The sequence below is a fragment of the Bradyrhizobium lablabi genome (genome assembly GCF_900141755.1).
Classification (GTDB): domain Bacteria; phylum Pseudomonadota; class Alphaproteobacteria; order Rhizobiales; family Xanthobacteraceae; genus Bradyrhizobium; species Bradyrhizobium lablabi_A.
This window is the reverse complement of the sequence record NZ_LT670844.1, coordinates 2,507,976-2,534,409: the sequence shown is the minus strand read 5'-3', so window position 1 is coordinate 2,534,409 and position 26,434 is coordinate 2,507,976. Positions and strand designations below refer to the sequence as shown.

The window sequence follows — 26,434 nt, the reverse complement described above, 5'->3', positions numbered from 1 at the left end:
TCCGTCGTCCCTGCGAGAGCAGGGACCCATAACCACCGATCTAAGTTTTGCGAAAGCTGGAGCTCCAGCCTGGCTCAATCGCGAACACCTGCGGTTATGGGTCCTGCTTTCGCAGGGACGACAGGAAGAAGTTATTTCTTCACCAAAGGGCACGCCGGATCCGGTGGGCCGAACGCATCCTCGCCGGAAATCTTTGCGAGGATCTTGTAATAGTCCCACGGATATTTTGACTCCTCCGGCTTCTTGACCTCGACCAGCATCAAATCGTGCACCATCAGATTGTCCTCGCGCAGTTTGCCGTTGCGCGCGAAAAAATCCTCGATCGGCTTCTCGCGCATTTTCGCGGCGACCTTGAGCGGCTCGTCGGTGCCGGTCTCTTTGATCGCGTCGAGATAATGCATCACGGACGAATACACGCCGGCCTGCCACATCGTCGGCATCCGGTTCATCTTGGCAAAATAGCGTTTTGACCATTCGCGGGTCTTGTCATCCATGTCCCAGTAGAACGACGTCGTCAGCAACAACCCTTGCGCTGCCGGTAGTCCCAGCGAATGAATGTCGGTGATCAGCGCGAGCAGGGCGGCCATCTGCTGGCCGCCTTTGAAGATGCCGAACTCGGCGCCGGTCTTGATCTCGTTCATGTTGTTGGGGGGACCTGCGGCGATGCCGATGATTTTTGCCTTTGAGGCCTGCGCCTGCAGCACGAAGGATGAAAGGTCCGGCGTTGCCAATGGCGGGCGCACCGAGCCGAGCACCTTGCCGCCATTGGCGTTGACCACCGCGGAGGCGTCGCGTTCGAGCGCGTGGCCGAACGCGTAATCGTCGGTGATGAAGAACCAGCTGTCGCCGCCGCGCTTCACCACTTCCTTGGCGGTGCCGACTGCGAGGGCATGGGTATCGAACACCCACTGGATCGCGTAGGGCGAGCAGAATTTTCCATGAAAATCCGCAGCACCAGTGGAGTGGGTGATGAACAGTTTTTTCTTTTCATTGGCGATGCTTTGGATCGCAAGCCCCACCGCCGACACCGGCACGTCCACGATCAGATCGACCTGTTCGACGTCATACCAGCGTCGCGCGATGCCGCCGCCAATATCCGGCTTGAGCTGATGATCGCCGACGATCACTGAGATCGGCTTTCCCAGCACCTTGCCGCCGAAATCATCCACCGCCATCTGCGCCGCGGTCACCGAGCCCTGGCCCGTCGGCGTCGAGGCCGGCCCGTTCATGTCGGTGAGGACGCCGATCTTGACCACATCGTCGGAAATTTGCGCCAGCGCCGCTGGCGATGACAGTGTTGCCATCGCGAACGCCGCAAGCATGGAGATTTTTCTCACTGAAATCACGGATGTCCTCCCATGGGTGTCGGGCACATTGGCCTTTATTATTGACCGGAAGCGTCACTCAGCCGGTCCGTTGCTTTTGCAACCAATTGGCCGTCCGCGTCAATCCAAGGGGATCATGATCTCCTCACGCGGCAAAGCGGATTTGGCCTGACGGTGCAGGGTCGTAGCCGGTGAGCTCGATGGCGCGCTGCTTCAGGGGCTTGTCGCGGAGGAAGCCGATCAGGGCCTGAATCTGCGGCCGGAAATAGCTGCGCTGCCGCATCAACAGATCGAAATTCTCGGACACCAGCGGCACGAAATCGAGCCCCGCCGCTGTCGCCGCGGCGCGCGTGGCGAGGCCGCAATCGGCCTTGCCGGCGCGGATCGCAGCCGCAAGATCGGGACCGGTCAGGCAGGGCGGCTCGAACCGGCGCAGATCCTTCGGTCCGGCGCCCGCGCGGCTCAAGAGCACCTCGAGCAGCATCTGGGCGCCCGCGCCGGGCTGCCTGACCGCCATTTTCGCACCCGCAGAAAGCACATCGGCGAGGGTGTGGATTTGCTTCGGATTGCCCGGCGGCAGCAAGAGACCCTGTTCGCGCCGCGCGAAACCGACCAGCACGGCATCATGCAGGCCCGGCAACGCGCGCACCGCCGCGAGATTGGCGTCGTCGGCGGAGCCGTCCGGAATGGTGTTGCCGTGGAAATGGATCGCCGCGACCATCACCTCGCCGCGCTGCAGCCGCTCGACGCCGCGTGCGGTGCCTTCACTGAGCGAGGCAAGCCCGGAGCCGGATTCGCGCAAGCTCCATTCCAACAGATCGTCCTGGCTGCCGCCGACGATCGGCGGCGGGTCGGCCGCCGCCATGCCGGCGGGCCGCGCCAATCCCGAAAGCACCCAAAGGTCGAGCTCGTGACGCGGAAACAGCCACTTGCCGGCGATCTTGCTGCAGGGAATCGCGCCCGACGTCACCAGTTCGTAGAGCTTGCGCTCTCCAAGCCGGACATATTCGGCGGCCTCGCTGGTGGTCAAAAAGTCCATCTTGCATTTGTATGCATATTTTTGGCCCTGTTCAATCATTTGCCAAATAGCGGAATTCGTGCCGAACAAGGTGGAGAGAGGCGGCAATGTCCGCGCCGCCGCCGGGACCGGTCGGCGCTATCGGCTTGCGTCCATCCTCTCCAGAAATTCCTTCACCGAGCTGACCGAGCCGGTATTGGCGGCGACATATCCCGGCAGCGCCGCAACCGCCTTATGGAATTCGCGGCCCTTCATGATGTCGAGCACGCGCTGCATCGGCTCCGTTTCCAGGAACGCACGCTTGCAGACAAAGAAATAGTCCTCTGTCAGCATCCGGATGAAATCGAGCCCGAACTGCCGGGCCGCGGCCTCGACGCCGAAGCTTGCGTCCGCCATGCCGCTGGCGACATAGGCGGCAACCGCTGCATGGGTGAATTCCATTTGCTGCGCGCCGTTGATTTTGGTCTGGTCGATCCTGTGCAAGGCCAGCAACTGGTCGAACAGCAATCGCGTCCCCGAATCGTGATCGCGATTGACGAAGCGCGCCTTGCGCTCGACGAGGTCTTTCAGGGATGCGATCTTGAGCGGATTGCCGGGCTTGACCATCAGGCCCATCTCGCGCGTGACGAAACTGATCACGCGATCTTCGCGCGGATCGAGCCACTCCTTGCAAGCCTGAATGCCCTGCGCGCGCAATTCGCCGTGCGGCAGATGCACGCCGGAGAGGTCGCAGGCGCCCTGCGCCAGCGACACCAGCGAGTTCTGATTGCTGACATAGCGCAGGTCGACCCCGATGCCGGGCTCGCGGTCGAGTAACTCCCGCAGTTTTGAGACGGCAAAACCATGGCTAGCGTGAACCCGGATCACCGACGGGCGCTGATGCAGGAACGGTTTTATCTCGGTGACGAGTTCCTGCGCCAGGTTTTCCAGTTGCGGGCCGAGACGCGCCTGCATGCGCTCGCCGGCCCAGACCAGCTTTTCGCCGAAGGCCGTCAGTCTCGTTCCCTTGCCGCGCTGGGTTTCGACCAGCGGCACGCCGAAGAAATCCGACCATTGCTCGACCAGATTCCAGACATGCCGGTAGGAAAGGCGGGCGTGACCCGCGGCGCTTGTCAGTTTGCCGGTTTTGCGGATCTCGTTGAGGATCCCCAGCATGACGATCGCCGTCTGCGGGCTGCCTTCCCGGTGAAAGCGCCAAACGGTATCGATTTCGATGCGCAGCATTTTCGCGTCCATAGTTATGAAATCTACTTCATATCATGGCGGGCCATAGGCAGAGCATATCATATTTACGATTGGCAATATGCTCCTAGGTTGAGCAATAAGTGCCGGAGGAAATATGATGTCGATTGCATATGATCATTCGCGTGACGCGCCGCCCGCCATGGCGGCCGCCAAAGACAAATTGCTGCTGATCGACGGCAGGCACGTTCCGTCCGCCTCCGGGCGCACCTTCAAATCCCTCAATCCCGCGACCGAACAAATCATCGCCGAGATCGCGGAAGGCGACGAAACAGACGTCGACCGCGCGGTGGCCGCGGCGCGCCGCGCCTTCGAAGGTCCGTGGCGCACGATGCGCGCCGCCGAACGCGGCCATATCCTGCTGAAGTGGGCGGAGCTTCTGAAAAAGCATTCGGATGAGATCGCTGCATTGGAAAGCCTCGATGCCGGCAAGCCGATCGCAGCCGTGCTGCGCCAGGATTTCCCGGCGGCGGTGGACACGCTGACTTACTACGCCGGCTGGGCCGACAAGATCAGCGGCGAGGTCGTGTCCACGCGCGACGACGCTTTGACCTACACGGTGCGCGAACCCATCGGCGTGGTGGCGGCCATCGTGCCCTGGAATTTCCCCCTGATGATCGGGATGTGGAAGCTCGCCCCTGCACTGGCGTGTGGCTGCACAATCGTCATGAAGCCGGCCGAGCTGACGTCGCTGTCGGCGCTGCGGATCGGCGAACTGGCGCTCGAAGCAGGCTTGCCGCCGGGCGTGCTGAACATCGTCCCCGGCCCGGGGCGGGTCGTGGGCGAAGCCCTCGTCAATCACCCCGACGTCGACAAGGTCACCTTCACGGGATCGCCCGGCGTCGGCCGGGGCATCATGAAGGGCGCCGCGGGCAATTTCAAACGCGTGTCGCTCGAACTCGGCGGCAAGTCCGCCAACGTCATCTTCGACGACGCCGATCTCGATGCCGCCACCAAGGCCGCGGCGGCCGGTATTTTCTTCAACGCGGGCCAGGTCTGCTCGGCGGGCTCGCGCGTGCTCGTCCATGACAAGGTTTACGATGACGTGGTCGAGCGGCTGACGGCGCGCGCCAGGGGCTTGCGCATCGGCGATCCCGGCGATCGCGCCACCGTGCTCGGCCCCGTGATCTCCGAAAAGCAGATGAAGATCATTCTCGATTATGTCGCGATCGGCCAGCAGGAGGGCGCCTTGCTCACGACCGGCGGCGAGCGCGTCGGCGACCGCGGATATTTCATCAGCCCCGCGGTGTTCGCCGGGGTGAAACACGAGATGCGGATCTCGCAGGAGGAAATTTTTGGCCCGGTCGTCAGCGTCATCCGCTTTCGCGACGAAGCCGAGGCGCTGCGCATCGCCAATGGCACCGCCTATAGCCTGGCAGCCGGCGTCTGGAGCCGCGACATCGGACGGGTGCAGCGCTTCGCGAAGAAGGCGCGCGCCGGCACGGTCTGGATCAACACCTACGGCTATACCGATGTCCGATTGCCCTGGGGCGGCGAGCGCGACTCCGGTCTCGGCCGCGAACACGGCACCGCGGCAATCGAGAACTTTACGGAGCCAAAGGCCGTCTGGATGAACCTGAACGTTTGATGGTTAACTCCTCTGCCATGTCGTCCCTGCGAAAGCAGGGACCCATACGCCGCGGCCTCTCATTGAGGCGCTGTGGTGTTGCCTTTGCCAACAATTAACGGCGGTGGTTATGGGTCCCTGCTTTCGCAGGGACGACTAAGCTGGGGATAGTTGCCAAGGCGCCAGCGCGTGGTCCACCATGCCCTGATGATCCCGACCCAGCGCCTGCCGGCCTCGCTCACTCCGCTCGATGTCGCGCTCGCGACCTTGCTCAATAATCTTGAGCCCGTCGCGCCCCGCGAGCTTTGGACCGCGGAAGCGTTGGGCTGCGTGGCGTCCGAGATGCCGCCGCTCCAGGCGGTTCCGCCTTGCGACGTCGCCGCGGCGGATGGCTGGGCCTTGCGCGCCCGCGACCTCGTCGGTGCGTCGTCCTATTCGCCGTTGCCGTTGGCCCTTTCTCCGACCTGGGTCGAAGCCGGCGATGCGATGCCGGAGGGGTGCGACTGCGTCGTCGATGCCTCCTGTATCGATCAGACAGGTCCAATCGCCGAGGCCTTGGTGGAAGCGATACCGGGGCAGGGGGTTCGCCGGATCGGCGGCGACATCGCCGAAGGCCGTTCTGTCGTCCCTTCGGGACAGCGCATTGGCCGAGTCGATCTGTTGAGCGCACGCGTTGCGGGACTGAAAAGCATTCGCGTACGTCACCCACGCTTGCGTCTCGTCGACATTCCCGCGAACTCAAGTCTTAGCCATACGGCGCTGCTGATCTGTGAACTTGCAGGTGCGGCCGGCGCCAGCCCGGCCTGGGCCGAAGCCAGTGGACGCGATGCGGCATCCATTGCCAAGGTGATCGAACCTGGCGACTGCGATTTACTGGTCACGATAGGCGGCAGCGGCGTCGGCTATACCGATGCGGCGATCGCAGCGTTGGTCCAGTGCGGCGCCGACATCGCGCACGGCATTGCCTTGCAGCCCGGCCGAACGGCTGCCGTCGGCAGGATTGGGAAGATCCCCGTCGTCGCGCTGCCGGGCGCGCCGGATCAGGCGCTCGCGGCGTGGTGGACGCTGGTGCTCCCGGTGCTGGACCGATTGTCCGGTCTCTTGCAGCGGCAGTCCTTCACCCTGCCGCTCTCTCGGAAGATCGCATCAAGCGTGGGCCTTGCCGAGATCGTCCTGCTGAAAGAAAGTGCCGGCGCATGGACGCCGCTCGCGGTCGGCGAGCTGTCGCTTGACCTCGTTGCCCGGGCCGATGCATGGCTGGTGGTCCCCGGCGCTTCTGAGGGGTTTGCTGCGGGAACGCCGGTGAATGCCTATCTGTTGCGGGACTTGATATGAGTTCCGACATGACCAATTCTCCACGGCCAAAGAGCCCGGACAGCGTCGATCAGGATCAGTTCCTGACGATCCTGTCGCGCGAAGAAGCGATGGCGCGTTTCGACGCCGCGCTGTTTCCGCGCGCGCTCCCGAGCGAGCAGCGGCGGCTTGCCGACGCGCAGGGTTGCGTGCTGGCGCAGGATATCGTGGCGCCGATCGACGTGCCGCCGTTCGACCGCTCCAATGTCGACGGTTTTGCGGTGCGCGCTGCCGATCTCTCCAAAGCCGGCGAAGCCGCGCCCGTGCGCGTCATGCTGAACGACGAAGTGATCGCCTGCGGCACCGCGCCGCTGCGGCCGGTGTTGTCAGGCACGGCGACCTCGATTGCGACCGGCGGCCCATTGCCGCGCGGCGCCGACGCCGTGGTCATGGTCGAGCACACAAACCCCGCCGGCGCCGGCGCGATCGAGATCCGCCGCGCCGCGTCGCCCGGACAATTCGTGTCCTATGCCGGCTCCGACATCGCGCGCGGCGAAACGCTGCTGCGCGCCGGCACCATGATCGGCTCGCGCGAGATCGGCATGTGCGCGGCCTGCGGCATCTCGGAAGTTTTGGTGACGCGACGGCCGCAGGTTGCGGTGCTCTCGACCGGCGACGAGTTGGTTCAGCCGGGCACGCCGCTGCGCCCTGCGGAGATTTACGACACCAACGGTGCGATCGTCACGGCAGCGGTGAACGAGAACGGCGGCGAGGCGATGTTTCTCGGAGCTGTCGCCGATGACGAGGAAGCGCTGGAAGCCGCGATGCGCAAGGCGCTTGCAACATGCGACATGCTGGTGCTGTCCGGCGGCACCTCGAAGGGCGCGGGCGATGTCTCCCATCGCATCATCGCCCGCCTCGGAAAACCCGGCATCATCGCCCATGGCGTCGCGCTGAAACCCGGCAAACCGCTGTGCCTTGCGGTCTGCGACGGCAAGCCAGTGATAATCCTGCCGGGATTTCCGACCTCGGCGATGTTCACCTTCCACGACATGATCGTGCCGGTGCTGCGGCGGATGGCGGGCCTGCCGCCGCGTTCCGATGCCAAGGTCACGGCAAAAGTGCCGGTGCGGATCGCCTCCGAACTCGGCCGCACCGAATTCGTGATGATATCGCTGGTCGAAGGCGCCGACGGCCTGATCGCCTACCCCTCCGGCAAGGGTTCCGGCGCCATCACCTCGTTCGCGCAGGCCGACGGCTTTTTGAAGATCGATGCGCTGGCAGATCAGTTGCCGGCAGGCTCCGAGGCCGAGGTGACACTGTTCACGCCGCATGTGCGGGTGCCCGATCTCGTCATCGTCGGCAGCCATTGCATCGGGCTCGATCTGGTCGCCGCACCGCTGGCCCGCGCGGGCCTCATGGTGCGCTCGATCGCGGTGGGCAGTCTCGGCGGATTGGCGGCGGCGCGGCGCGGCGAGTGCGATTTCGCGCCGATCCATTTGTTCGACGAGGCGACCGAAAGCTACAACGCGCCGTTCCTCATGGCCGGTCTCGAACTGGTGCCGGGCTGGCGGCGGATGCAGGGCATCGTGTTCCGCGCTGGTGATGCGCGCTTCGAAGGCCTGGACGCGCAAGCCGCCGTCCGCGCCGCGCTCGCCGACGCCGCTTGCATCATGGTCAACCGCAACCAGGGCGCCGGCACCCGCATCCTGATCGATCGCCTGCTCGGCGAGGCGCGCCCCGATGGCTACTGGAACCAGCCGCGCTCGCACAACGCCGTCGCCGCCGCCGTGGCGCAGCATCGTGCCGACTGGGGCATGACGATCGCGCCGGTCGCGCACGCCGCGGGCCTAGGTTTTATTCCGCTCGCGGAAGAGCATTATGATTTTGCGCTGGTGACCGCGCGCAAGCAGCGCCCGGCGGTGCAGGCGTTTTTGCAGGCGCTGGCGTCGGAAGAAAGCCGCGCGGCGCTGGAAGGGGCGGGGTTTCGGCCTGCGTGATCCTCATGGTGAGGAGCGCGTCTTCGCGCGTCTCGAACCATGAGGCCACCCGCGGCCCATCCTTCGAGACGCGGCCAAGGGGGCCGCTCCTCAGGATGAGGGCGGAGCAAGTGGTCACCCCCCATCCAACGCCGCCAGCCGCTCCGCCTCCGCGATATCCTCCACCGTGTTGGCGTTGAAGAACGGATCGAGCGGCTCCGTCGGCCACGTCACCGTCGCAAGCCGATAGCGCGCGGTCCAGCGGTCGATCTTGCGGATGTCTTCCACGACCAGTGCGTGGCGGAGTTCATCGCGCAGGGCCACGCTCCATAGTCCGATCACCGGATGCGATTGTCCGTCGGAGGCGGCAACCGCGAGCTGCGCGTTCTGCTCGGTGCGGGCGCGATGCAGGCGTGCGACGAGATCGCGCGGCAGGAACGGACAGTCGGCGGCGGCGCTGAGAATGAATTCAACTTCGGGTTTCTTCGCCGCCGCCCAGTCGAGCCCCGCCAAAATGCCGGCGAGCGGTCCAGGGAAATTCTCCACGGTATCGGCAATCACCGGCAAACCAAAACTCGCAAATCGCACCGGATCACCATTGGCATTGAGGATCAGTCCGTCGCATTGCGGTTTTAATCGCGCGATGACGCGTTCAAGGATGGTGCGGCCGCCGATCCGGCGCATCGGCTTATCGCCGCCGCCCATCCTGCGCGCCAGGCCGCCGGCCAGTAATACGCCGGGGATGTTAGTCGTCACGGTCGGCGCCCTTGCGCTTGTGACGCGCGGATTCCTCTTCGACAAAAGCGAGATTCTGATCGTAGATGATCCGCTCCTGGCCTGAGAGCGCAATAAAACGTTTTCCCCGCGTGCGCCCAACCAGCGTCAGTCCGACCTGCCGGGCGAGGTCGACGCCCCACGCCGTAAAACCCGAGCGCGAGACCAGGATGGGAATTCCCATCCGCACCGTCTTGATCACCATCTCGGATGTCAGCCGTCCCGTGGTGTAAAGAATCTTGTCGGCGGGATCGACGCCGTGGCGATAGATCCAGCCCGCGATCTTGTCGACGGCGTTATGGCGGCCGACGTCCTCGGTGTAGCAGACAGGCGTACCCTCCTTGCACAGCACGCAGCCATGGATCGCGCCGGCCTCCAGATAAAGCGAGGGCATGGTGTTGATCGTGTGCGTCATCTGGTAGAGCCAGGACGTGCGCAACTCCGCCTTGGGCAGGGCTACGCTTTCGACCGCTTCCAGGAGATCGCCGAACGCCGTGCCCTGCGCGCAGCCCGAGGTCTGTGTGCGCTTTTTCAATTTTTGTTCAAAATTGGTATGATGCTCGGTGCGCACCACCACCACCTGGAGGTCGTCGTCATATTCCACTTCGGTGACGACGTCGTCATATTTCAGCATGTTCTGGTTGAGCAGGTATCCGAGCGCCAGATATTCCGGATAGTCGCCGATCGTCATCATGGTGACGATCTCTTGCGCGTTGAGGTACAGCGTCAGCGGCCGCTCCACCGGGACATTGATCTCGACCGCCGCCCCGGTCTGGTCGGACCCGGCGACGCGTTCGGTCAGCCGGGGGTCCTGCGGATTGGGCAAGATCAGCGGGACGGGCGCTTTGTCGATCTTCATCATCATTTGCAGGCTAGCATACCATTGCCTGAAGCCTGATATAAGTATCCTAGAGCATGAGCGAAATACGGCCAATGGCGTCATTGCGAGCGAAGCGACTTGTCCGCCGTAGCTCGAAGAGCGAAGGCGGAAGCAATCCATGCATCCACGGCGAAGGTGGATTGCTTCGTCGCGGAGCCTGTCATCGGGCGCGCATTTCGCGCGACCCGTTGGCTCCTCGCAATGACGTCGGAGGACGCAGGTTCCGGAGAACGTGATGAAAGTGATAGGCCTTGCGGGATGGAGCGGCGCCGGCAAAACGACCCTGCTGGCGCGCGTCATCCCGCATTTGCGTGAGAGAGGCCTTCGCGTCTCCGTTATCAAGCACGCCCATCATAGTTTCGATGTCGACGTGCCGGGCAAGGATTCCTGGGTGCACCGGCAGTCGGGCGCCGAAGAGGTGCTGGTGTCCTCCGGCAAGCGCTGGGCCCTGATGCATGAATTGCGCGGCCGCTCCGAGCCGCGGCTGCCGGAATTGCTCAAGAAGATGTCGCGGGTCGATCTGGTCGTGGTCGAAGGTTTCAAGTCCGAGCCGCATCGCAAGATCGAGGTGCACCGCGCCGCCAACGGCAAGGCGCTGCTGTTCCCCGACGATCCCGCCATCGCCGGCATCGCCACCGATGCCGCGGTTGAAACCGAGCTTCCGGTCGCCCATCTCGATGACATCCCGGCGATTGCTTCTATGATGCAGCGGTTCGCGATATCGGTCCAAGACGTGCTGGCGCGAAGCGTTAGCCAAGTCTGAGACATAAGAAGTCTGAGAACCAAGAAGCCTGAGACAAAACATGGCGCAATTGTCCGACGATTGCTTTGCGTTCGGCGGGCCGATGATGTCGGTCGATGAAGCCGTCGGCATCATCGCCGCGCGGGTGACGGCGGTGCGCGATATCGAGACCGTTGCGCTTGCCGAGGCCGATGGGCGCATTCTCGCTCGCGACATTTCCGCATCGCTGCCGCTGCCGCCCTTCACCAATTCCGCCGTCGATGGCTATGCGGTGCGCAGCCGCGATCTGCCGCCTGGGAACGAAGCGGCGTTTCCCGTGACCTCGCGCATTCAGGCCGGCGCGTCGGCGCAGGAGCCGGCCACGCCAGGTCACGCCACGCGCATTTTCACCGGCGCGCCGATGCCGGATGGCGCCGACACGGTGTTCATGCAGGAGGATGTGCGCATCGATGAAGCCGGCAGGGTTGTTCTCCCTCCGGGGCTGAAACCCGGCGCCAATGTGCGCCCCGCCGGCGAGGATATTCCCGCCGGTCACGCCGCGCTTGATGCCGGCCGGCGGCTGCGGCCGCAGGACGTCGCGCTCGCGGCGGCGTTCGGCCTGACCCATGTCGATGTGGTGAGGCGCATCCGCGTCGCGGTGTTTTCGACCGGCAACGAACTGGTATCGCCCGGGGACAAGCGCGCGGCGGCGCAATTGTTCGATTCCAACCGCTTCATGCTATCGGCGATGCTCAAGCGCCTCGGTTGCGAGGTCAGCGATCTCGGTATTCTGCGCGATGATCGCGCCTCGCTGGCCGGCAGCCTGAAGAGCGTGGCGGCTCATCACGATCTGATCCTGACCACCGGCGGCGTTTCGACCGGCGAGGAGGATCACGTCAAGGCCGGTGTCGAAAGCGTCGGCACCCTGGTGCTGTGGCGCATGGCCATAAAACCCGGGCGTCCGGTGGCGATGGGGATTATCGGCGGCACGCCGTTCATCGGACTGCCGGGCAATCCGGTCGCGAGCTTTGTCACCTTCGTCCATGTGGTCCGGCCGACCGTGCTGGCGCTTGCGGGCGCGGTACACGAGAGGCTGGTGCCGATGCCGGTCCGCGCCGCTTTCACCTACAAGAAAAAAATCGCCCGCCGCGAATATGTCCGCGTCAATCTGCGTCGGGCGGGAGACGGCGTGCTCGAAGCGATAAAATTTCCGCGCGAGGGCGCAGGGCTGTTGTCGTCGCTGGTTGATACCGATGGATTGGTCGAACTCGGCGAGACAATCACGCTGGTGCAGCCCGGCGAGATGGTTGGATTTTTGTCGTATGCGAGTTTGATGTAGCCGCAACTCTCACCACCGTCATTGCGAGGAGCCAACGGGTCGCGCGAACGCGCGCCCGATGACAGGCTCCGCGACGAAGCAATCCAGCTTTGGCGCCGCGACACAGAAAGCTGGATTGCTTCGTCGCAAGTGCTCCTCGCAATGACGGGAATAGAGTCCTGTAGCCCGAATTACGGTGTTGGTTTTTGCCCGACGGGCAAATCAGCAAAAACCTGTCCAGCCCCTTTTGCAAAAATATTCCTGTTTCGTTCTCACGCAAATCACTTCATTAATTATCACCGTCTCGTTCCACAGAGGGGCGCTTCGCGGTCGTCACGAACGCGGGACGGGATGCGGTGGACGCTGATAGTGCCATTGACGAACGGCACGAAGGCGGACGGTGAAGTCGTGTGGTCCTGACACCCCGACGCTGGTGTCAAGTTGGTGGACGCAAATCCGCCGATGACGGTGGCAAGAAAGCCCGGTCACCGGGGAGAGCACGAAATAAGCCGTAAAACCATTGCGTGCGGGAATGCCGGGTTGTTCCGGTGGACCTGTGGTGACTAACGCGCGTGTTTACTACACTACACGCGCGGCTGCGGGTGCATCGGCGCCCGGCATTCCCCACGCCCTCAAGGGGCGGAGATCAAAGCAAAACTCGGGCGCATCGCGCCGCGGGATCGCGAAGCTGTATCCACCGTCGGAGCTATATCCAGCCGTCATTGCGAGGAGCGCCAGCGACGAAGCAATCCAGCTTTCTGTCTCGCGGCGCGAAGGATGGATTGCTTCCGCCTTCGCTCTTCGAGCTACGGCGGACAAGTCGCGGAGCCTGTCATCGGGCGGCGCTTCGCGCCGACCCAGTGGCTCGCAATGACGAAACCCCCCGTTGACGATCCGAACCTGCTTCTCCATCTTCGCAACCATGACCACGACGAAACTCGATCTCACCGGCCTCAAATGTCCGCTGCCGGCATTGAAGACGCGCAAGGCGCTCAAGGGGCTAAAGCCGGGCGACAGGCTGGAGGTTCACTGCACCGATCCGTTGGCGGTGATCGATATCCCCAATCTGATCGGCGAGACCGGCGACAAGGTCGAGATAACCGAACGCACCGAGCAGCAAATCGTGTTCCTGATCGAAAAGGCGGACGGCTTGTCGCCCGTCGGCGCGGAACCCGGGCTTCGAAATCAGGGTAGTTAGATGCATTGCCCTATGTCCGGAACCGACCCAAATCCCGGGAAATCGCTACCTTTGGCCTATCGACATGGCGCATCGGTTCTGCCCCAATCCTCCTTTTCTGCGGGGGTGGAGGGCAGATTCGAGCAGGTCACAGGACCCGCGATCCCGGGTAGAGTCCCGGGCTATGGCGGGCGGCACAAGCGGTCCCCCAAGGTTGTTAGAATTCAGAATGCGCTCCGCGATCCCGGCGCGTCACGGAATCGTGCGGGGCAGCAAGGTGGACGCTTGCACGCAGGACGGGAAATTAAGATAACGGGATCGTGGGATCGCAGACATGCCCGGCATGGGCGGCTGTAGGGGAGGTTCGAATGGCTACCATTCAAAGCGCCGGAACCATGTCCGGCGGCGCGGAGGGGATTCTCGACCGCGAGCACACCATTGCCAAGGCCGGCTTCAATCGCTGGCTGGTGCCGCCGGCGGCGCTTTGTATCCATCTGTGCATCGGCATGGCCTACGGCTTTTCCGTGTTCTGGCTGCCGCTGTCGCGCGCGATCGGGCTGACGGCGCCGAAAGCCTGCCCCGACATGTCGCTGGTGCAAGAGCTCTTCACCACCACCTGTGACTGGAAAGTGGCCAGCATGGGCTGGATGTACACGCTGTTCTTCGTGTTTCTCGGCGTCTCCGCCGCGATCTGGGGCGGCTGGCTGGAGCGGGCGGGCCCGCGCAAGGCTGGCTTCGTCGCCGCGCTGTGCTGGTCGGGCGGCCTGTTTCTCGGCGCGATCGGAATCATCACGCATCAACTGTGGCTGATGTGGCTTGGCTCCGGCGTCATCGGCGGCATTGGCCTCGGCCTCGGCTACATTTCCCCGGTTTCGACGCTGATCAAATGGTTCCCCGACCACCGCGGCATGGCGACCGGTTTTGCCATCGCAGGCTTCGGCGGCGGCGCCATGATCGGCGCGCCGCTGGCGAATTTGCTGATCAATTACTACAAGACTCCCACCTCGGTCGGTGTCTGGGAAACCTTCGCCACCTTGGGCGTGATCTACTTGGTCTTCATGATGATCGGCGCCTTCGCCTATCGCGTGTCGCCGGTCGGCTGGCGCCCCGACGGCTGGACTCCGCCCGAAAAAACCAACGCGATGATTTCGCATTACAACGTTCATCTCGACGATGCGCACAAGACGCCGCAGTTCTGGCTGATCTGGGGGGTGCTGTGCCTGAACGTGTCCGCCGGCATCGGCGTGATCGGCATGGCCTCGCCGATGTTGCAGGAGATCTTCGCCGGCAAATTGATTGGATTGCCAAACGTCGGCTTCAACGCGCTGACCGTCGAGCAGAAGGCAACCATCGCCGGGATCGCAGCCGGCTTTGCCGGCTTGCTGTCGCTGTTCAACATCGGCGGCCGGGTGTTCTGGGCGTCGCTGTCAGACTATATCGGCCGCAAGAACACCTATTTCTGCTTCTTCCTGCTCGGTATCGCGCTATATGCGCTGGCGCCGACATTCGCTGATATGGGCTCGAAACTGCTGTTTGTCGGTGCCTTCTGCATCATCCTGTCGATGTATGGCGGCGGCTTCGCCACCGTGCCGGCCTATCTCGCCGACATGTTCGGCACGCAGTTCGTGGGTGCCATTCACGGGCGCTTGCTCACCGCATGGTCGACGGCGGGGATCCTGGGTCCGTTTGTGGTGAACTACCTCCGCGAGTTCCAACTCGCGGCCGGCGTTCCGCGCGACCAGCTCTACAACAGCACGATGTACATCCTCTGCGCCATGCTGATCGGCGGCCTGATCTGCAACTACCTGGTCAAGCCGGTCGACCACAAATGGCACATGAGCGCCGACGAGGTCGCCAGGCTGCAGGCGGCGAGCGCCAAGAGCGAGGCTGCGGTGCAGCACGGCTCGTTCGGCATCGGCAAGGGTGGGCTGGACGTCAGGGCGGCGCTGTTCTGGGCGTTCGTCGGCATCCCGCTCGCCTGGGGCGTCTACAAGACGCTGGAAGGCGCGATCAAGATCTTCTGATCGCCGCTAATGGCCACGGGACGTGAACGCGCGTCCCGCGGTCAACCGCCATCAAGGAAATGACACCCAAGGGGACTTTCATGCTTCGCACCAGTGTTTGCCTCGCCGCCATGCTGCTTGTCGCCTGCAGCCTGCATACCGCTTCAGCCCAAAGCACAACGGCGCCTGCCGAGGCAAAGCCTTCGAAAATGAAGCTGACCATTGAGAAGCTGAAGGACATGAAGGCGAAATGGAGTGCGAACAAGCCCAAGCTTAAGGCCTGTCGCAAAGAGGTGAAATCGAAGGGACTGGCCGGCGACGACCGCTGGTTCTACATCGAAGACTGCATGGGCAAGACCTGAGGTTCGCCTTTCCGCGCCAACAGGTGTTTGATAAGGGGCATGACGGCGGAGGGCTGCGTGCCCCTTAAATCATTATTTGTGCAACAATATTGCTCTTGGCATCTGGCATGCCAGGCACTAAAGTTGCATCGCCAAAGAAACAGGAACGAGACGTCCCGATGAGCCATGACGTTCAACAAGTCCGCTCCTTCGAGCATCCCGGCGAGGGACGGCGGCGGGCTAAATCGACGCCCAAGGGACGTCAGGTCGATCCGGTAGCCGCGGAAGAAATAGCGCATTTGCTTGGCGACCGGCCGCGGCGGCGCGATCTGTTGATCGAATATCTGCATCTCATCCAGGACAAATATCACCAGATCTCTGCAGCCCACCTCGCAGCGCTTGCCGACGAGATGAAGCTTGCGTTTGCGGAGGTGTTCGAGACCGCGACCTTCTACGCCCATTTCGACGTGGTGAAGGAGGGCGAGGCAGACGTTCCGCCGCTGACCATTCGCGTCTGCGATTCGCTCACCTGCGCCATGCTGGGCGCGGAAAAACTGCTCGGGGAATTGCAGGCGACCGCCGGCCCCGGCATCCGCGTGGTGCGCGCGCCCTGCGTCGGCCGCTGCGATACGGCGCCGGCCGCCGAGGTCGGTCACAATTTTGTCGATCACGCCAGCGTCGCAAGCGTGCTTGCGGCCGCAAAGGCCGGCGACAGCCATGCGCATCTTCCAAAATATATCGATTACGACGCCTATGTCGCCGGCGGCGGCTACACGCTGCTCAAACGCCTGCGCTCAGGCGAATTGAAAAAGGAAGAGCTGTTGAAGGCGCTCGACGATGCGTCCCTGCGGGGTCTCGGCGGCGCCGGCTTTCCGACGGGGCGAAAATGGCGCGCGGTGTTGGGTGAGCCCGGGCCGCGGCTGATGGCGGTCAACGGCGACGAGGGCGAGCCCGGCACCTTCAAGGATCGCTATTATCTGGAAACCGATCCGCATCGTTTCCTCGAGGGCACGCTGATCGGCGCGCATATCGTCGAAGCGCCCGAAATCTACATCTATATCCGGGACGAATATCCGGCCTGCCGCGAGATTCTGGAACGCGAGATCGCGAAACTGCCGCCAGGCGGCCCCAGGCTGCACATGCGGCGCGGCGCCGGCGCCTATATCTGCGGCGAAGAATCCTCGCTGCTCGAGAGCATCGAAGGCAAGCGCGGACTGCCGCGGCACAAGCCGCCATACCCGTTCCAGGTCGGGCTGTTCGGCTTGCCGACATTGATCAACAACATCGAGACGCTTTGGTGGGTGCGCGACATCGTCGAGAAGGGCGCGGATTGGTGGAAGGCCCAGGGCCGCAACGAGCGCAACGGCCTGCGCAGCTATTCGGTCTCCGGCCGCGTCAAAAATCCCGGCATGAAGCTGGCGCCGGCAGGCGTCACGGTGCGCGAATTGATCGAGGAGTTCTGCGGCGGCATGGCCGACGGCCACACCTTCCATGCGTATCTGCCGGGCGGCGCCTCGGGCGGCATCCTGCCGGCATCGATGGACGATATTCCGCTCGATTTCGGCACGCTGGAAAAATACGGCTGCTTTATTGGTTCGGCCGCGGTCATCATCCTGTCGGAACAGGACAGCGTGAAGGGCGCGGCGCTCAATCTCATGCGCTTCTTCGAGGATGAAAGCTGCGGCCAGTGCACGCCGTGCCGCGTCGGCACCCAGAAGGCGGCAATATTGATGGAAAAGCCGGTCTGGGACCGGCAATTGCTCGACGAATTGAGCCAGGCGATGCGCGATGCGTCGATCTGCGGTCTCGGCCAGGCCGCCTCAAATCCGCTAACGTCAGTGATAAAATATTTCCCGGGCGAGTTCGTGCCGAAGGAAGCTGCGGAATGACGAAGATTCAGTTCGAACTTGACGGCAAGCAGGTCGAGGCCATCAACGGCGAGACCATCTGGCAGGTGGCAAAACGCCAGGGCCATGAAATTCCGCATCTGTGCTATTCGCCCGAACCGGACTACCGGCCCGACGGCAATTGCCGCGCCTGCATGGTGGAGATCGAAGGCGAACGCGTGCTGGCGGCCTCCTGCAAGCGGACGCCCAGCGTCGGCATGAAGGTGAAGTCGGCGAGCGCCCGCGCGGTCGCGGCGCAGAAGATGGTGATGGAGCTTTTGGTCGCCGACCAGCCGGCGCGCGAGACCTCCCACGATCCAGAGTCAAAATTCTGGCACTGGGCCGAAAAGGTCGAGGTCACCGAGAGCCGTTTTCCGGCCGCCGAGCGCTGGGATGGCGACGCCAGCCATCCGGCGATGCGCGTCAATCTCGACGCCTGCATCCAGTGCGGATTGTGCGTGCGCGCCTGCCGCGAGGTCCAGGTCAATGACGTCATCGGCATGGCTTATCGTAATCACGGTTCAAAAATCGTGTTCGATTTCGACGATCCGATGGGGGAATCGACCTGCGTTGCCTGCGGCGAATGCGTGCAGGCCTGCCCGACCGGCGCGCTGATGCCCGCGGTGATGCTCGATGAAAACCAGACCCGCGTCACCTATGCGGACAAGAAGGTCGATTCGCTATGCCCGTTCTGCGGCGTCGGCTGCCAGGTCACCTATCAGGTCAAGGACGACAAGGTGATCTATGCGGAAGGGCGCGATGGCCCGGCCAACCACAATCGGCTCTGCGTCAAGGGCCGTTTTGGGTTCGACTACATCCATCACCCGCATCGCCTGACAAAACCGCTGGTGCGGCTGCCGAATGCGAAGAAGGATGCGAACGACCAGGTCGATCCCGCCAATCCCTTCACGCATTTTCGTGAAGCGTCCTGGGAAGAAGCGCTCGACATCGCCGCCAAGGGCCTCGTCAAGATCCGCGACGAGAAGGGCGTGAAAGCGCTCGCCGGATTCGGCTCGGCGAAGGGCTCGAACGAAGAGGCGTATCTGTTCCAGAAGCTGGTGCGCACCGGTTTTGGCTCCAACAATGTCGATCACTGCACGCGGCTGTGCCACGCCTCTTCGGTGGCGGCGTTGATGGAAGGCCTGAATTCGGGCGCGGTGTCGGCGCCGTTTGCCGCCGCCATGGATGCCGAAGTCATCATCGTGATCGGCGCCAATCCAACGGTGAACCATCCGGTCGCCGCGACCTTCATCAAGAACGCAGTGAAAAAAGGCGCCAAGCTGATCGTGATGGATCCGCGCGGGCAGTCCCTGTCACGCCATGCCTACAGGAATCTGGCATTCAAGGCCGGCAGCGACGTTGCGATGTTGAACGCGATGATCAACACCATCATCACCGAAGGTTTGACCGACGAACAGTACATCGCCGGCTACACCGAAGGCTTTGAGGATCTCAAGGCGCGCATCGGGGAATTCACGCCGGAAAAAATGGAGCCGATCTGCGGCATTGCCGCGGAAACGATCCGCGAAGTGGCGCGGCTGTATGCGCGCGCCAAGGCCTCCATCATCTTCTGGGGCATGGGGATCAGCCAGCATGTGCACGGTACCGACAATGCGCGCTGCCTGATTGCGCTCGCGCTGATCACCGGCCAGGTCGGCCGTCCCGGCACCGGGCTGCATCCGCTGCGCGGCCAGAACAACGTGCAGGGCGCGTCCGACGCCGGCCTGATCCCGATGTTCCTGCCCGATTATCAGCCGGTCGGCCGTACCGACCTGCGCGAGCCCTTCGAAAAACTCTGGCATCAGCAGCTCGATCCGGTTCGCGGCCTCACCGTCGTTGAGATCATGAACGCGATACACGCCGGCGAGATCACCGGCATGTATATCGAGGGCGAGAATCCCGCGATGTCCGACCCCGATTTGCAGCACGCCCGCGAGGCTTTGGCAAAACTCGAGCATCTGGTGGTGCAGGATCTGTTCGTCACCGAAACCGCGTTTCATGCCGACGTGATCCTGCCGGCCTCGGCGTTTGCGGAGAAATCCGGCACCTTCACCAATACCGACCGCCGCGTGCAATTGGCGCGCGAGGTGATAAAACCGCCGGGCGATGCGCGGCAGGATCTCTGGATCATCCAGGAAATCGCAAAACGCATGGGGCTGCCCTGGAATTACAGCGGCCCGGCGGATGTGTTCACCGAGATGACAGAGGTGATGCCGTCGCTGCAAAATATCACCTGGGAGCGGCTGGTGCGCGAGGGCGCGGTGACCTATCCGGTCGACGACCCCGCAAAACCCGGCAACGAGATCATCTTCACCACGGGTTTTCCGACCGAGAGCGGTCGCGGCAAGATCGTGCCGGCGCGCGTGTTGCCGCCGGATGAATTGCCCGACGATGAATATCCGATGGTGCTCTCGACCGGGCGCGTGCTCGAACACTGGCACACCGGCTCGATGACGCGGCGCTCGCAGGTGCTCGACCAGATCGAGCCCGAGGCGGTGGCGTTCATGTCGCCCAAGGACATGCGGCGGCTGGAGGTGTGGCCGGGCGATTTCGTCCGGCTGGAGACGCGGCGCGGGGCGGTCGAAGTGAAAGTGCGCTCCGATCGTGACGTCCCGGAGAACATGGTGTTCATGCCGTTCTGCTACGCGGAGGCCGCCGCCAATCTATTGACCAACCCGGCGCTCGACCCGTTCGGCAAGATTCCCGAATTCAAGTTCTGCGCGGTCAGGTGCGAGCGCGCGGAGGTGCGTACCGCTGCGGAGTGAATGATATGCTCAGTTCGGGCCGCTCGCGGCCGCAGCCTGCTGGGCGAGCTTGTTCTGGGCGAGGATGCCTTCGAGCCGCGCGATATTTTCCAATAGGCGCTGGCTGGTCAGCACCAGGAAGTAATAGCCGAATTGCGGGTTCTGGAAGTAGATCTCGAGCAGCTTCTCATAGGTGATGGTCAGCACATGCCCATCCTCGATGCATTCGATCGTCGCGGTGCGCCGGTTATCGGGGGTAAGAAAGCCAAGTTCGCCCATCAGGCGTCCCGGCGGGAGTTCGACGTTGATTTCCATCACCAGGAATTTTCCGGTGACGGTCAGAAGCATTTCGTTAGCGGCGTCGCCTTTTTTCATCAAAATATCGCCCTTGCGATATTTCCGCTCGGTCATGAACGGCTTGAGCCATTCCATCGACGTGTCGCCCTGTGTTGCGCTTCGCGCCTTCTTTATGAGAACGAGCATTTGACGGAGGCGAAAGGCATTGATGGGGACCAGCAGGAGATACAAGAGAAAGGTCGTGACGGTTCCGGTGAGCGCGCCGAAGGCGGCGAAGAAAGCGCAACCGATCATGTTCGCGACCCGCAGCGGCACCATGGTCTGTGTCAGCAAGGTGGCGACAAAGAAGATGGCGCCAACCAGGGCAAACATGTTGGCGAGGGTGATGTTGTGCAAAAAGATTTCCAGCAGGCGGTTGAAGATGGCGTCGTAGGTGACGTTGTTGGGGTCGAGACCCATTTGGGTCAGGATCTTTGCGATCCTGAGGTTGTCCGCTGCTGCGTCGAGAATGCGATTGAGGATCGTCGACAGGTCTGCATTGCTGGCCGTCATCGGGTCCCTCCGATGCCTTGGCGAAGCCCAAGATTGCTCCCGCCCCGCCCTATGCGGGTCCCGCAGGATCGCCGTCCTGTCGGGCGTTCGATTGAGGTTTTGCGATACATTTGGGCCTCTTTTTGCGCCGGAAACGCGGCTTGTTTGCCTTTATAGACCGAGCAAAAGGTTGGGATCATCACTGCACCAGAAACCTAAGCGCATCAATGGGGTGCGCCCCCATGGGAATTCCATAGAGAATTCCATCATGTTTCATAGTGATCAATTGGATTAGAGCCGGCTTGGGCCGCTATTCGGGGGAGGGGGCCTGAACAGATTTTACCGGACTTTGACGATGCCGCCCGCTCGGGCCGCTACGCGAAATTATCGCAACAGGCCGGCACATAGGGCGGGTTGGCGTCGCGCGGCGCGGCGGGGACGCTGGTCCGGCTTCGGGGCGCCGTGAGGCAACGGGCCTCGACGAACGCGCCCAGGATCGCCAGCGGCAAATCCGCGTGACGGATTTCGATCGATTGATCGAGCCATTCGGGGAGCTCGCGCTGGCGCGACAGCGCGCAATACCATTCACCACCGTCATAGGCGATGCGGCGAACCTGCCATTGCGGCAGCTCCAGGTCGATCAGTGCAAGGGCTGCATCGGTCCAGGCTCCCGACCCGATCAGTTGTTCGATCCGCGCGGATTTCCTGGTCTGCCGGACGACCTCCGCGATCAGCTCCGCCGTCACCGCATGGGCGTCGCGAAGTCGATCGCTGATTTCGCCGGGATCGGGATATCTTGAGAGGAGCGGCATGGCGTCATCTCAGCTGGGCGCAGTCGCAACCCGCATCCGCAAGGTGGTCAAAACCCTATTTAAATACAAGATGGCGCGGCGGCTCCTGAAATAAAGTTGTCATAAAGGAGGGCGAGCGCTTCCGCGGTGCGGCCCGGAAGCTGACGCCGGGTGTTCACGGCGACCCGACGCCGAATGTTTATAGGATTCCTATAACATTGGCGGCTTGGCCTTCTCGAAAACATATGCGGCGAGTGGCACCTCACTACACAGAATACGGGTAAGGCCAGGACCGCAATCCAATCGGCCCTTTGATCCATCGCCATCAGCCTTCCCGGCAACGCGCCACGCTCGCGCGCCGACAAGCGCGATCGGGACAAGGAGCATCTCATGCTGGACATCGCCATGCTGGCCCTCGGGTTCGGCTTCTTCGCGGCAGGCATAGGCTACGCCTATGCCTGCGAGCGGCTCTAGAGGGGGAACGATCATGATCTTCGATTATTCCCTCGCCGGTCTCGTCTCGCTCGGACTGCTGTTTTACCTGACCTACGCTCTGCTGCGCCCCGAGCGGTTCTGACCGCGTTTCGGCACGCCCGCCCCGCGTAAACCTCCAGAGGCTACGACCATGACCGCCATCGGCTGGACTCAAATCATTCTGTACTGCGCCATCATCGCCGCACTGGCAAAACCGCTCGGCTGGTATATGACGCGGGTGTTCAACGGCGAGCGCACCTTCCTCTCGCCGATTCTGCGGCCGGTCGAGGCGGGGCTTTACTGGGTCGGCGGCGTCGACGAGAGGCGCGAGCAGCACTGGCTGACCTATACGGTCGCGATGCTGCTGTTCCATGTCGGCGGCTTTCTCATTATTTACGGGCTGATGCGGCTGCAGGCGATGTTACCGTTCAATCCGGCGGACCAATCCGCGGTCGCGCCGGATCTCTCTTTCAACACCGCGATCAGCTTCATCACCAACACCAACTGGCAGAACTACGGCGGCGAGAGCACGCTGTCCTATCTCGTTCAGATGCTGGGGCTGACGCACCAGAATTTCCTGTCGGCGGCGACAGGCATCGCGCTCGCGGTTGCGCTGATCCGCGGCTTCTCCCGTTCCTCGATGCGCACCATCGGCAATTTCTGGGTCGATGTGACGCGCTGCACGCTCTATGTGCTGCTGCCGATCTGCGTCGTCTACGCGCTGTTCCTGGTCTCGCAGGGCATGCCGCAGACGCTCGGTGCTTATGTCGACGCCACCACGCTGGAAGGCGCCAAGCAGACCATCGCGGTCGGTCCGGTCGCTTCCCAGGTCGCCATCAAGATGCTCGGCACCAATGGCGGCGGCTTCTTCAACGCCAACGCCGCCCATCCCTTTGAGAACCCGACGGCGCTGTCGAACTTCGTGCAGATGATCTCGATCTTCGCGCTCGGCGCGGCGCTGACCAACGTGTTCGGCCGCATGGTCGGCAACCAGCGCCAGGGCTGGGCAATCCTCGCCGTGATGGGCGTCTTGTTCATCTCGGGCGTCACCGTGACCTATTGGGCGGAGGCCAACGGCACCACCGCGCTCCATGCGCTGGGGCTGACCGGCGGCAACATGGAAGGCAAGGAAGTCCGCTTCGGCATCGTCGCCTCCTCGCTGTTCGCGGTCATCACCACGGCGGCGTCCTGCGGCGCGGTCAACGCCATGCATGATTCATTCACCGCGCTTGGCGGCATGATCCCGCTGATCAATATCCAGCTCGGCGAGATCATCGTCGGCGGCGTCGGCGCTGGCCTCTACGGCATGCTGATCTTTGTCATCGTCTCGATCTTTGTTGCCGGCCTGATGGTCGGCCGCACGCCGGAATATGTCGGCAAGAAGATCGAGGCGCGCGAGGTCAAAATGGCGATGCTCGCGATTCTGGTGTTGCCGCTGATGTATCTCGGCTGGACCGCGGTCGCCGTTGTCTATCCGCCCGCAGTTGCCTCGATGGCCAATGCAGGCCCACACGGCTTCACCGAGGTGCTCTATGCCTACACCTCGCAAACCGGCAACAACGGCTCGGCTTTCGCGGGCCTCACCGGGAACACCCTTTTCTACAACGTCACCGGTGGTATGGCGATGTTTGTCGGCCGCTTCTTCATGATCGTGCCGGCGATGGCGATGGCCGGTTCGCTCGCGGGAAAGAAGTCGATCCCGCCGTCAGCCGGCACGCTGCCGACCACCGGCGGCCTGTTCGTCGGCCTGGTGGTCGGCGTGATCCTGATCATCGGCGGGCTGACCTTCTTCCCGGCGCTGGCGTTAGGTCCGATCGTCGAGCACCTCGCGATGAACGCCAACAACCTGTTCTGATCGATCTCAATTCGGAGTTACCTCCATGGAAACCATGAAACTGCAAAAGCGGGTCCCGGTCTCGGCGATGCTCGACCCGAAGATCGTAGTCCCCGCGTTCGGCTCGGCTTTTGCAAAACTCGATCCGCGGCTGATGATCAAGAACCCCGTGATGTTCGTGGTCGAGATCGTGGCCGCCCTGACCACGGTGATCTTCCTGCGCAATCTGGTGATGGGCGGCGGCGAGGGCCTCGCCTTCACCTTCCAGATCATCCTGTGGCTGTGGTTCACGGTGCTGTTTGCGAATTTTGCGGAAGCCGTCGCGGAAGGCCGCGGCAAGGCCCAGGCCGAGTCGCTGCGGAAGACCCGCACCGAGAGCCAGGCCAAGCTGTTGACCGGCTCCGACAAGAGCTTTCGTCTGGTGTCCGGCACCAGCCTCAAGGTCGGCGATATCGTGCTGGTCGAAGCCGGTGACAATATTCCTTCCGACGGCGAAGTGGTCGAAGGCGTCGCCTCGGTGAACGAAGCCGCAATTACCGGTGAGTCCGCGCCCGTGATCCGCGAATCCGGCGGCGACCGTTCGGCGGTCACCGGCGGCACGCAGGTGTTGTCGGACTGGATCCGCGTGCGCATCACCGCAGCCCAAGGATCGACCTTCATCGATCGCATGATCAAGCTGGTCGAGGGCGCCGAGCGGCAGAAGACGCCGAACGAGATCGCGCTCAACATCCTGCTCGCGGGGCTCACCATCATCTTCGTGTTCGCGACCGTCACCATCCCGAGCTATGCGGCCTATGCCGGCGGCCAGATTTCGGTGATCATCCTGGTGGCGTTGTTCGTGACGCTCATCCCGACCACCATCGGCGCGCTGTTGTCGGCGATCGGCATCGCCGGCATGGACCGGCTGGTGCGCTTCAACGTGCTGGCGATGTCGGGCCGCGCGGTCGAGGCCGCGGGCGACGTCGATACCCTGCTGCTGGACAAGACCGGCACCATCACGCTCGGCAACCGGCAGGCGACCGCGTTTCGGCCCGTCCGCGGCGTGACCGAGCAGGAATTGGCGGATGCGGCGCAGCTTGCCTCGCTGGCCGATGAAACGCCGGAAGGCCGTTCGATCGTGGTGCTGGCGAAGGAAAAATACGGCATCCGCGGCCGCGACATGGCGGAGCTTGCCGCGACCTTTATTCCGTTCACGGCGCAGACCCGCATGAGCGGCGTCGATGCCGGCGCATCCTCGGTCCGCAAGGGCGCGGTCGACGCGATCCTCAACTACGTCGATGGCGGACAGTCGCGCATCGTTGCGTCGGGAAATGCTGCCCGCGTTCTGCAACCCGCGATGTCGGATGTAGCCCGCGAAATCCAGGCGATCTCGGATGAAATTTCAAAAGCCGGCGGCACGCCGCTCGCAGTCGCCAAAGACGGCCGCCTGCTCGGCATCGTCCAGCTCAAGGATATCGTCAAGGGCGGCATCCGCGAGCGCTTTGCGGAGTTGCGCCGCATGGGAATTCGCACCGTGATGATCACCGGCGACAACCCGATGACGGCGGCGGCGATCGCGGCGGAAGCCGGCGTCGATGACTTCCTGGCGCAAGCGACGCCTGAGGACAAGCTAAAGCTCATTCGCGACGAGCAGGCCAAGGGCAAACTGGTTGCGATGTGCGGCGACGGCACCAACGACGCGCCGGCGCTTGCGCAGGCCGATGTCGGCGTTGCCATGAACACCGGCACGCAAGCCGCGCGCGAAGCCGGCAACATGGTCGATCTTGACTCCAACCCGACCAAGCTGATCGAGGTGGTCGAGATCGGCAAGCAGCTTTTGATGACCCGCGGCGCGCTCACGACCTTCTCGATCGCCAACGACGTCGCAAAATATTTTGCGATTATCCCGGCGATGTTTTTGGCGTTCTATCCGCAACTTGCCGTGCTTAACGTCATGCAGCTGACAAGCCCGCAAAGCGCCATTCTGTCGGCGATCATCTTCAACGCGCTGATCATCATTGCGCTGATTCCGCTGGCCCTGAAGGGCGTCGCATACCGCGCCATCGGCGCCGGCGCGCTGTTGCGCCGTAACCTGTTGATCTATGGCCTCGGCGGCATCATCATTCCGTTCATCGGCATCAAGGCCATCGACATGGTGGTCGCGGCCTTGCACCTGGCTTAACCCCGTCATTGCGAGGAGCGAAGCGACGAAGCAACCACTCTTTCCCTCGTTCAATGGATTGCTTCGCTTCGCTCGCAA

Annotated in this window: 20 protein-coding genes; 13 read left to right on the top strand and 7 right to left on the bottom strand. The window is 63.0% G+C overall.

Annotated elements, in window-relative coordinates; genetic code table 11:
* Nucleotides 1-131: 131 nt before the first annotated feature.
* The 3 genes from B5526_RS11760 to B5526_RS11750 form a co-directional block, all read right to left on the bottom strand.
* Entirely contained in the window at nucleotides 132-1,322 is a 1,191-nt protein-coding gene (locus B5526_RS11760) for an ABC transporter substrate-binding protein (protein ID WP_079538336.1), read from the bottom strand.
* A gap of 148 nt (nucleotides 1,323-1,470) precedes the next feature.
* Entirely contained in the window at nucleotides 1,471-2,364 is an 894-nt protein-coding gene (locus tag B5526_RS11755) for a helix-turn-helix transcriptional regulator (RefSeq protein WP_079544931.1), read from the bottom strand.
* A gap of 117 nt (nucleotides 2,365-2,481) precedes the next feature.
* Nucleotides 2,482-3,567, bottom strand: a complete 1,086-nt coding sequence (locus B5526_RS11750; RefSeq protein WP_079544930.1) for a substrate-binding domain-containing protein — start codon at nucleotides 3,565-3,567, stop codon at nucleotides 2,482-2,484.
* A gap of 118 nt (nucleotides 3,568-3,685) precedes the next feature.
* On the opposite strand from B5526_RS11750, the gene B5526_RS11745 reads away from it, so the two are divergent.
* From B5526_RS11745 to B5526_RS11735, 3 genes are all read left to right on the top strand, one after another.
* Nucleotides 3,686-5,173 carry an aldehyde dehydrogenase family protein gene (locus B5526_RS11745; protein WP_079544929.1) on the top strand — a complete coding sequence of 496 codons (1,488 nt, stop codon included), beginning with the start codon at nucleotides 3,686-3,688 and terminating at the stop codon, nucleotides 5,171-5,173.
* Between the two features lie 186 nt (nucleotides 5,174-5,359).
* The gene (locus tag B5526_RS11740) at nucleotides 5,360-6,487 is read left to right on the top strand and encodes a molybdopterin-binding protein (protein ID WP_079538335.1); all 1,128 of its coding nucleotides are present in this window, start codon (nucleotides 5,360-5,362) and stop codon (nucleotides 6,485-6,487) included.
* 8 nt (nucleotides 6,488-6,495) lie between these two features.
* Nucleotides 6,496-8,445: a molybdopterin biosynthesis protein gene (locus B5526_RS11735; protein WP_079544928.1), complete on the top strand. Its 1,950-nt coding sequence runs from the start codon at nucleotides 6,496-6,498 to the stop codon at nucleotides 8,443-8,445.
* Between the two features lie 114 nt (nucleotides 8,446-8,559).
* On the opposite strand, the gene mobA is transcribed toward B5526_RS11735, so the two are convergent.
* Both mobA and B5526_RS11725 read right to left on the bottom strand, forming a co-directional pair.
* On the bottom strand, nucleotides 8,560-9,180 hold the full coding sequence (gene mobA, locus B5526_RS11730; RefSeq protein ID WP_079538334.1) for a molybdenum cofactor guanylyltransferase MobA: 621 nt from the start codon (nucleotides 9,178-9,180) through the stop codon (nucleotides 8,560-8,562).
* Nucleotides 9,170-10,060, bottom strand: a complete 891-nt coding sequence (locus B5526_RS11725) for a formate dehydrogenase accessory sulfurtransferase FdhD (protein WP_079544927.1) — start codon at nucleotides 10,058-10,060, stop codon at nucleotides 9,170-9,172. Before B5526_RS11725 ends, mobA begins: the two co-directional genes overlap by 11 nt.
* 253 nt (nucleotides 10,061-10,313) lie before the next feature.
* Here B5526_RS11725 and mobB point away from each other — a divergent pair, with 253 nt between their 5' ends.
* The 7 genes from mobB (at nucleotide 10,314) to fdhF (ending at nucleotide 20,289) form a co-directional block, all read left to right on the top strand.
* Nucleotides 10,314-10,841, top strand: a complete 528-nt coding sequence (gene mobB, locus B5526_RS11720; protein WP_079538333.1) for a molybdopterin-guanine dinucleotide biosynthesis protein B — start codon at nucleotides 10,314-10,316, stop codon at nucleotides 10,839-10,841.
* A 40-nt stretch (nucleotides 10,842-10,881) separates the two neighbouring features.
* Nucleotides 10,882-12,138, top strand: coding sequence for a molybdopterin molybdotransferase MoeA (locus B5526_RS11715; RefSeq protein WP_079538332.1), 1,257 nt, complete (start codon nucleotides 10,882-10,884; stop codon nucleotides 12,136-12,138).
* Between the two features lie 901 nt (nucleotides 12,139-13,039).
* On the top strand, nucleotides 13,040-13,315 hold the full coding sequence (locus B5526_RS11705) for a sulfurtransferase TusA family protein (protein ID WP_079538330.1): 276 nt from the start codon (nucleotides 13,040-13,042) through the stop codon (nucleotides 13,313-13,315).
* Between the two features lie 347 nt (nucleotides 13,316-13,662).
* Complete coding sequence (locus tag B5526_RS11700) at nucleotides 13,663-15,318, top strand: OFA family MFS transporter (RefSeq protein WP_079538329.1); 1,656 nt, start codon at nucleotides 13,663-13,665, stop codon at nucleotides 15,316-15,318.
* A gap of 80 nt (nucleotides 15,319-15,398) precedes the next feature.
* Complete coding sequence (locus B5526_RS11695) at nucleotides 15,399-15,659, top strand: hypothetical protein (protein WP_079538328.1); 261 nt, start codon at nucleotides 15,399-15,401, stop codon at nucleotides 15,657-15,659.
* A 158-nt stretch (nucleotides 15,660-15,817) separates the two neighbouring features.
* Nucleotides 15,818-17,527 carry an NADH-ubiquinone oxidoreductase-F iron-sulfur binding region domain-containing protein gene (locus B5526_RS11690; protein ID WP_079538327.1) on the top strand — a complete coding sequence of 570 codons (1,710 nt, stop codon included), beginning with the start codon at nucleotides 15,818-15,820 and terminating at the stop codon, nucleotides 17,525-17,527.
* Nucleotides 17,524-20,289, top strand: a complete 2,766-nt coding sequence (gene fdhF, locus B5526_RS11685; protein ID WP_079538326.1) for a formate dehydrogenase subunit alpha — start codon at nucleotides 17,524-17,526, stop codon at nucleotides 20,287-20,289. The genes B5526_RS11690 and fdhF overlap by 4 nt, the downstream gene beginning before the upstream one ends.
* Before the next feature lie 9 nt (nucleotides 20,290-20,298).
* Here fdhF and B5526_RS11680 read toward each other — a convergent pair whose 3' ends face one another.
* Together B5526_RS11680 and B5526_RS11675 are read right to left on the bottom strand one after the other, a co-directional pair.
* Nucleotides 20,299-21,117 (bottom strand): Crp/Fnr family transcriptional regulator, encoded by an 819-nt coding sequence (locus B5526_RS11680; protein ID WP_079538325.1) that lies wholly within the window; start codon nucleotides 21,115-21,117, stop codon nucleotides 20,299-20,301.
* A gap of 353 nt (nucleotides 21,118-21,470) precedes the next feature.
* A complete protein-coding gene (locus B5526_RS11675) occupies nucleotides 21,471-21,908 on the bottom strand; it encodes a hypothetical protein (protein WP_079538324.1) in 438 nt (145 codons plus the stop codon).
* Between the two features lie 466 nt (nucleotides 21,909-22,374).
* On the opposite strand from B5526_RS11675, the gene B5526_RS11670 reads away from it, so the two are divergent.
* The 3 genes from B5526_RS11670 to kdpB are packed head-to-tail and all read left to right on the top strand — an operon-like array spanning nucleotide 22,375 to nucleotide 26,356.
* Nucleotides 22,375-22,464 carry a K(+)-transporting ATPase subunit F gene (locus B5526_RS11670; RefSeq protein WP_016846764.1) on the top strand — a complete coding sequence of 30 codons (90 nt, stop codon included), beginning with the start codon at nucleotides 22,375-22,377 and terminating at the stop codon, nucleotides 22,462-22,464.
* Between the two features lie 48 nt (nucleotides 22,465-22,512).
* Entirely contained in the window at nucleotides 22,513-24,216 is a 1,704-nt protein-coding gene (gene kdpA / locus B5526_RS11665) for a potassium-transporting ATPase subunit KdpA (protein ID WP_079538323.1), read from the top strand.
* 25 nt (nucleotides 24,217-24,241) lie between these two features.
* Nucleotides 24,242-26,356 carry a potassium-transporting ATPase subunit KdpB gene (gene kdpB, locus B5526_RS11660; RefSeq protein WP_079538322.1) on the top strand — a complete coding sequence of 705 codons (2,115 nt, stop codon included), beginning with the start codon at nucleotides 24,242-24,244 and terminating at the stop codon, nucleotides 26,354-26,356.
* Nucleotides 26,357-26,434: the final 78 nt, after the last annotated feature.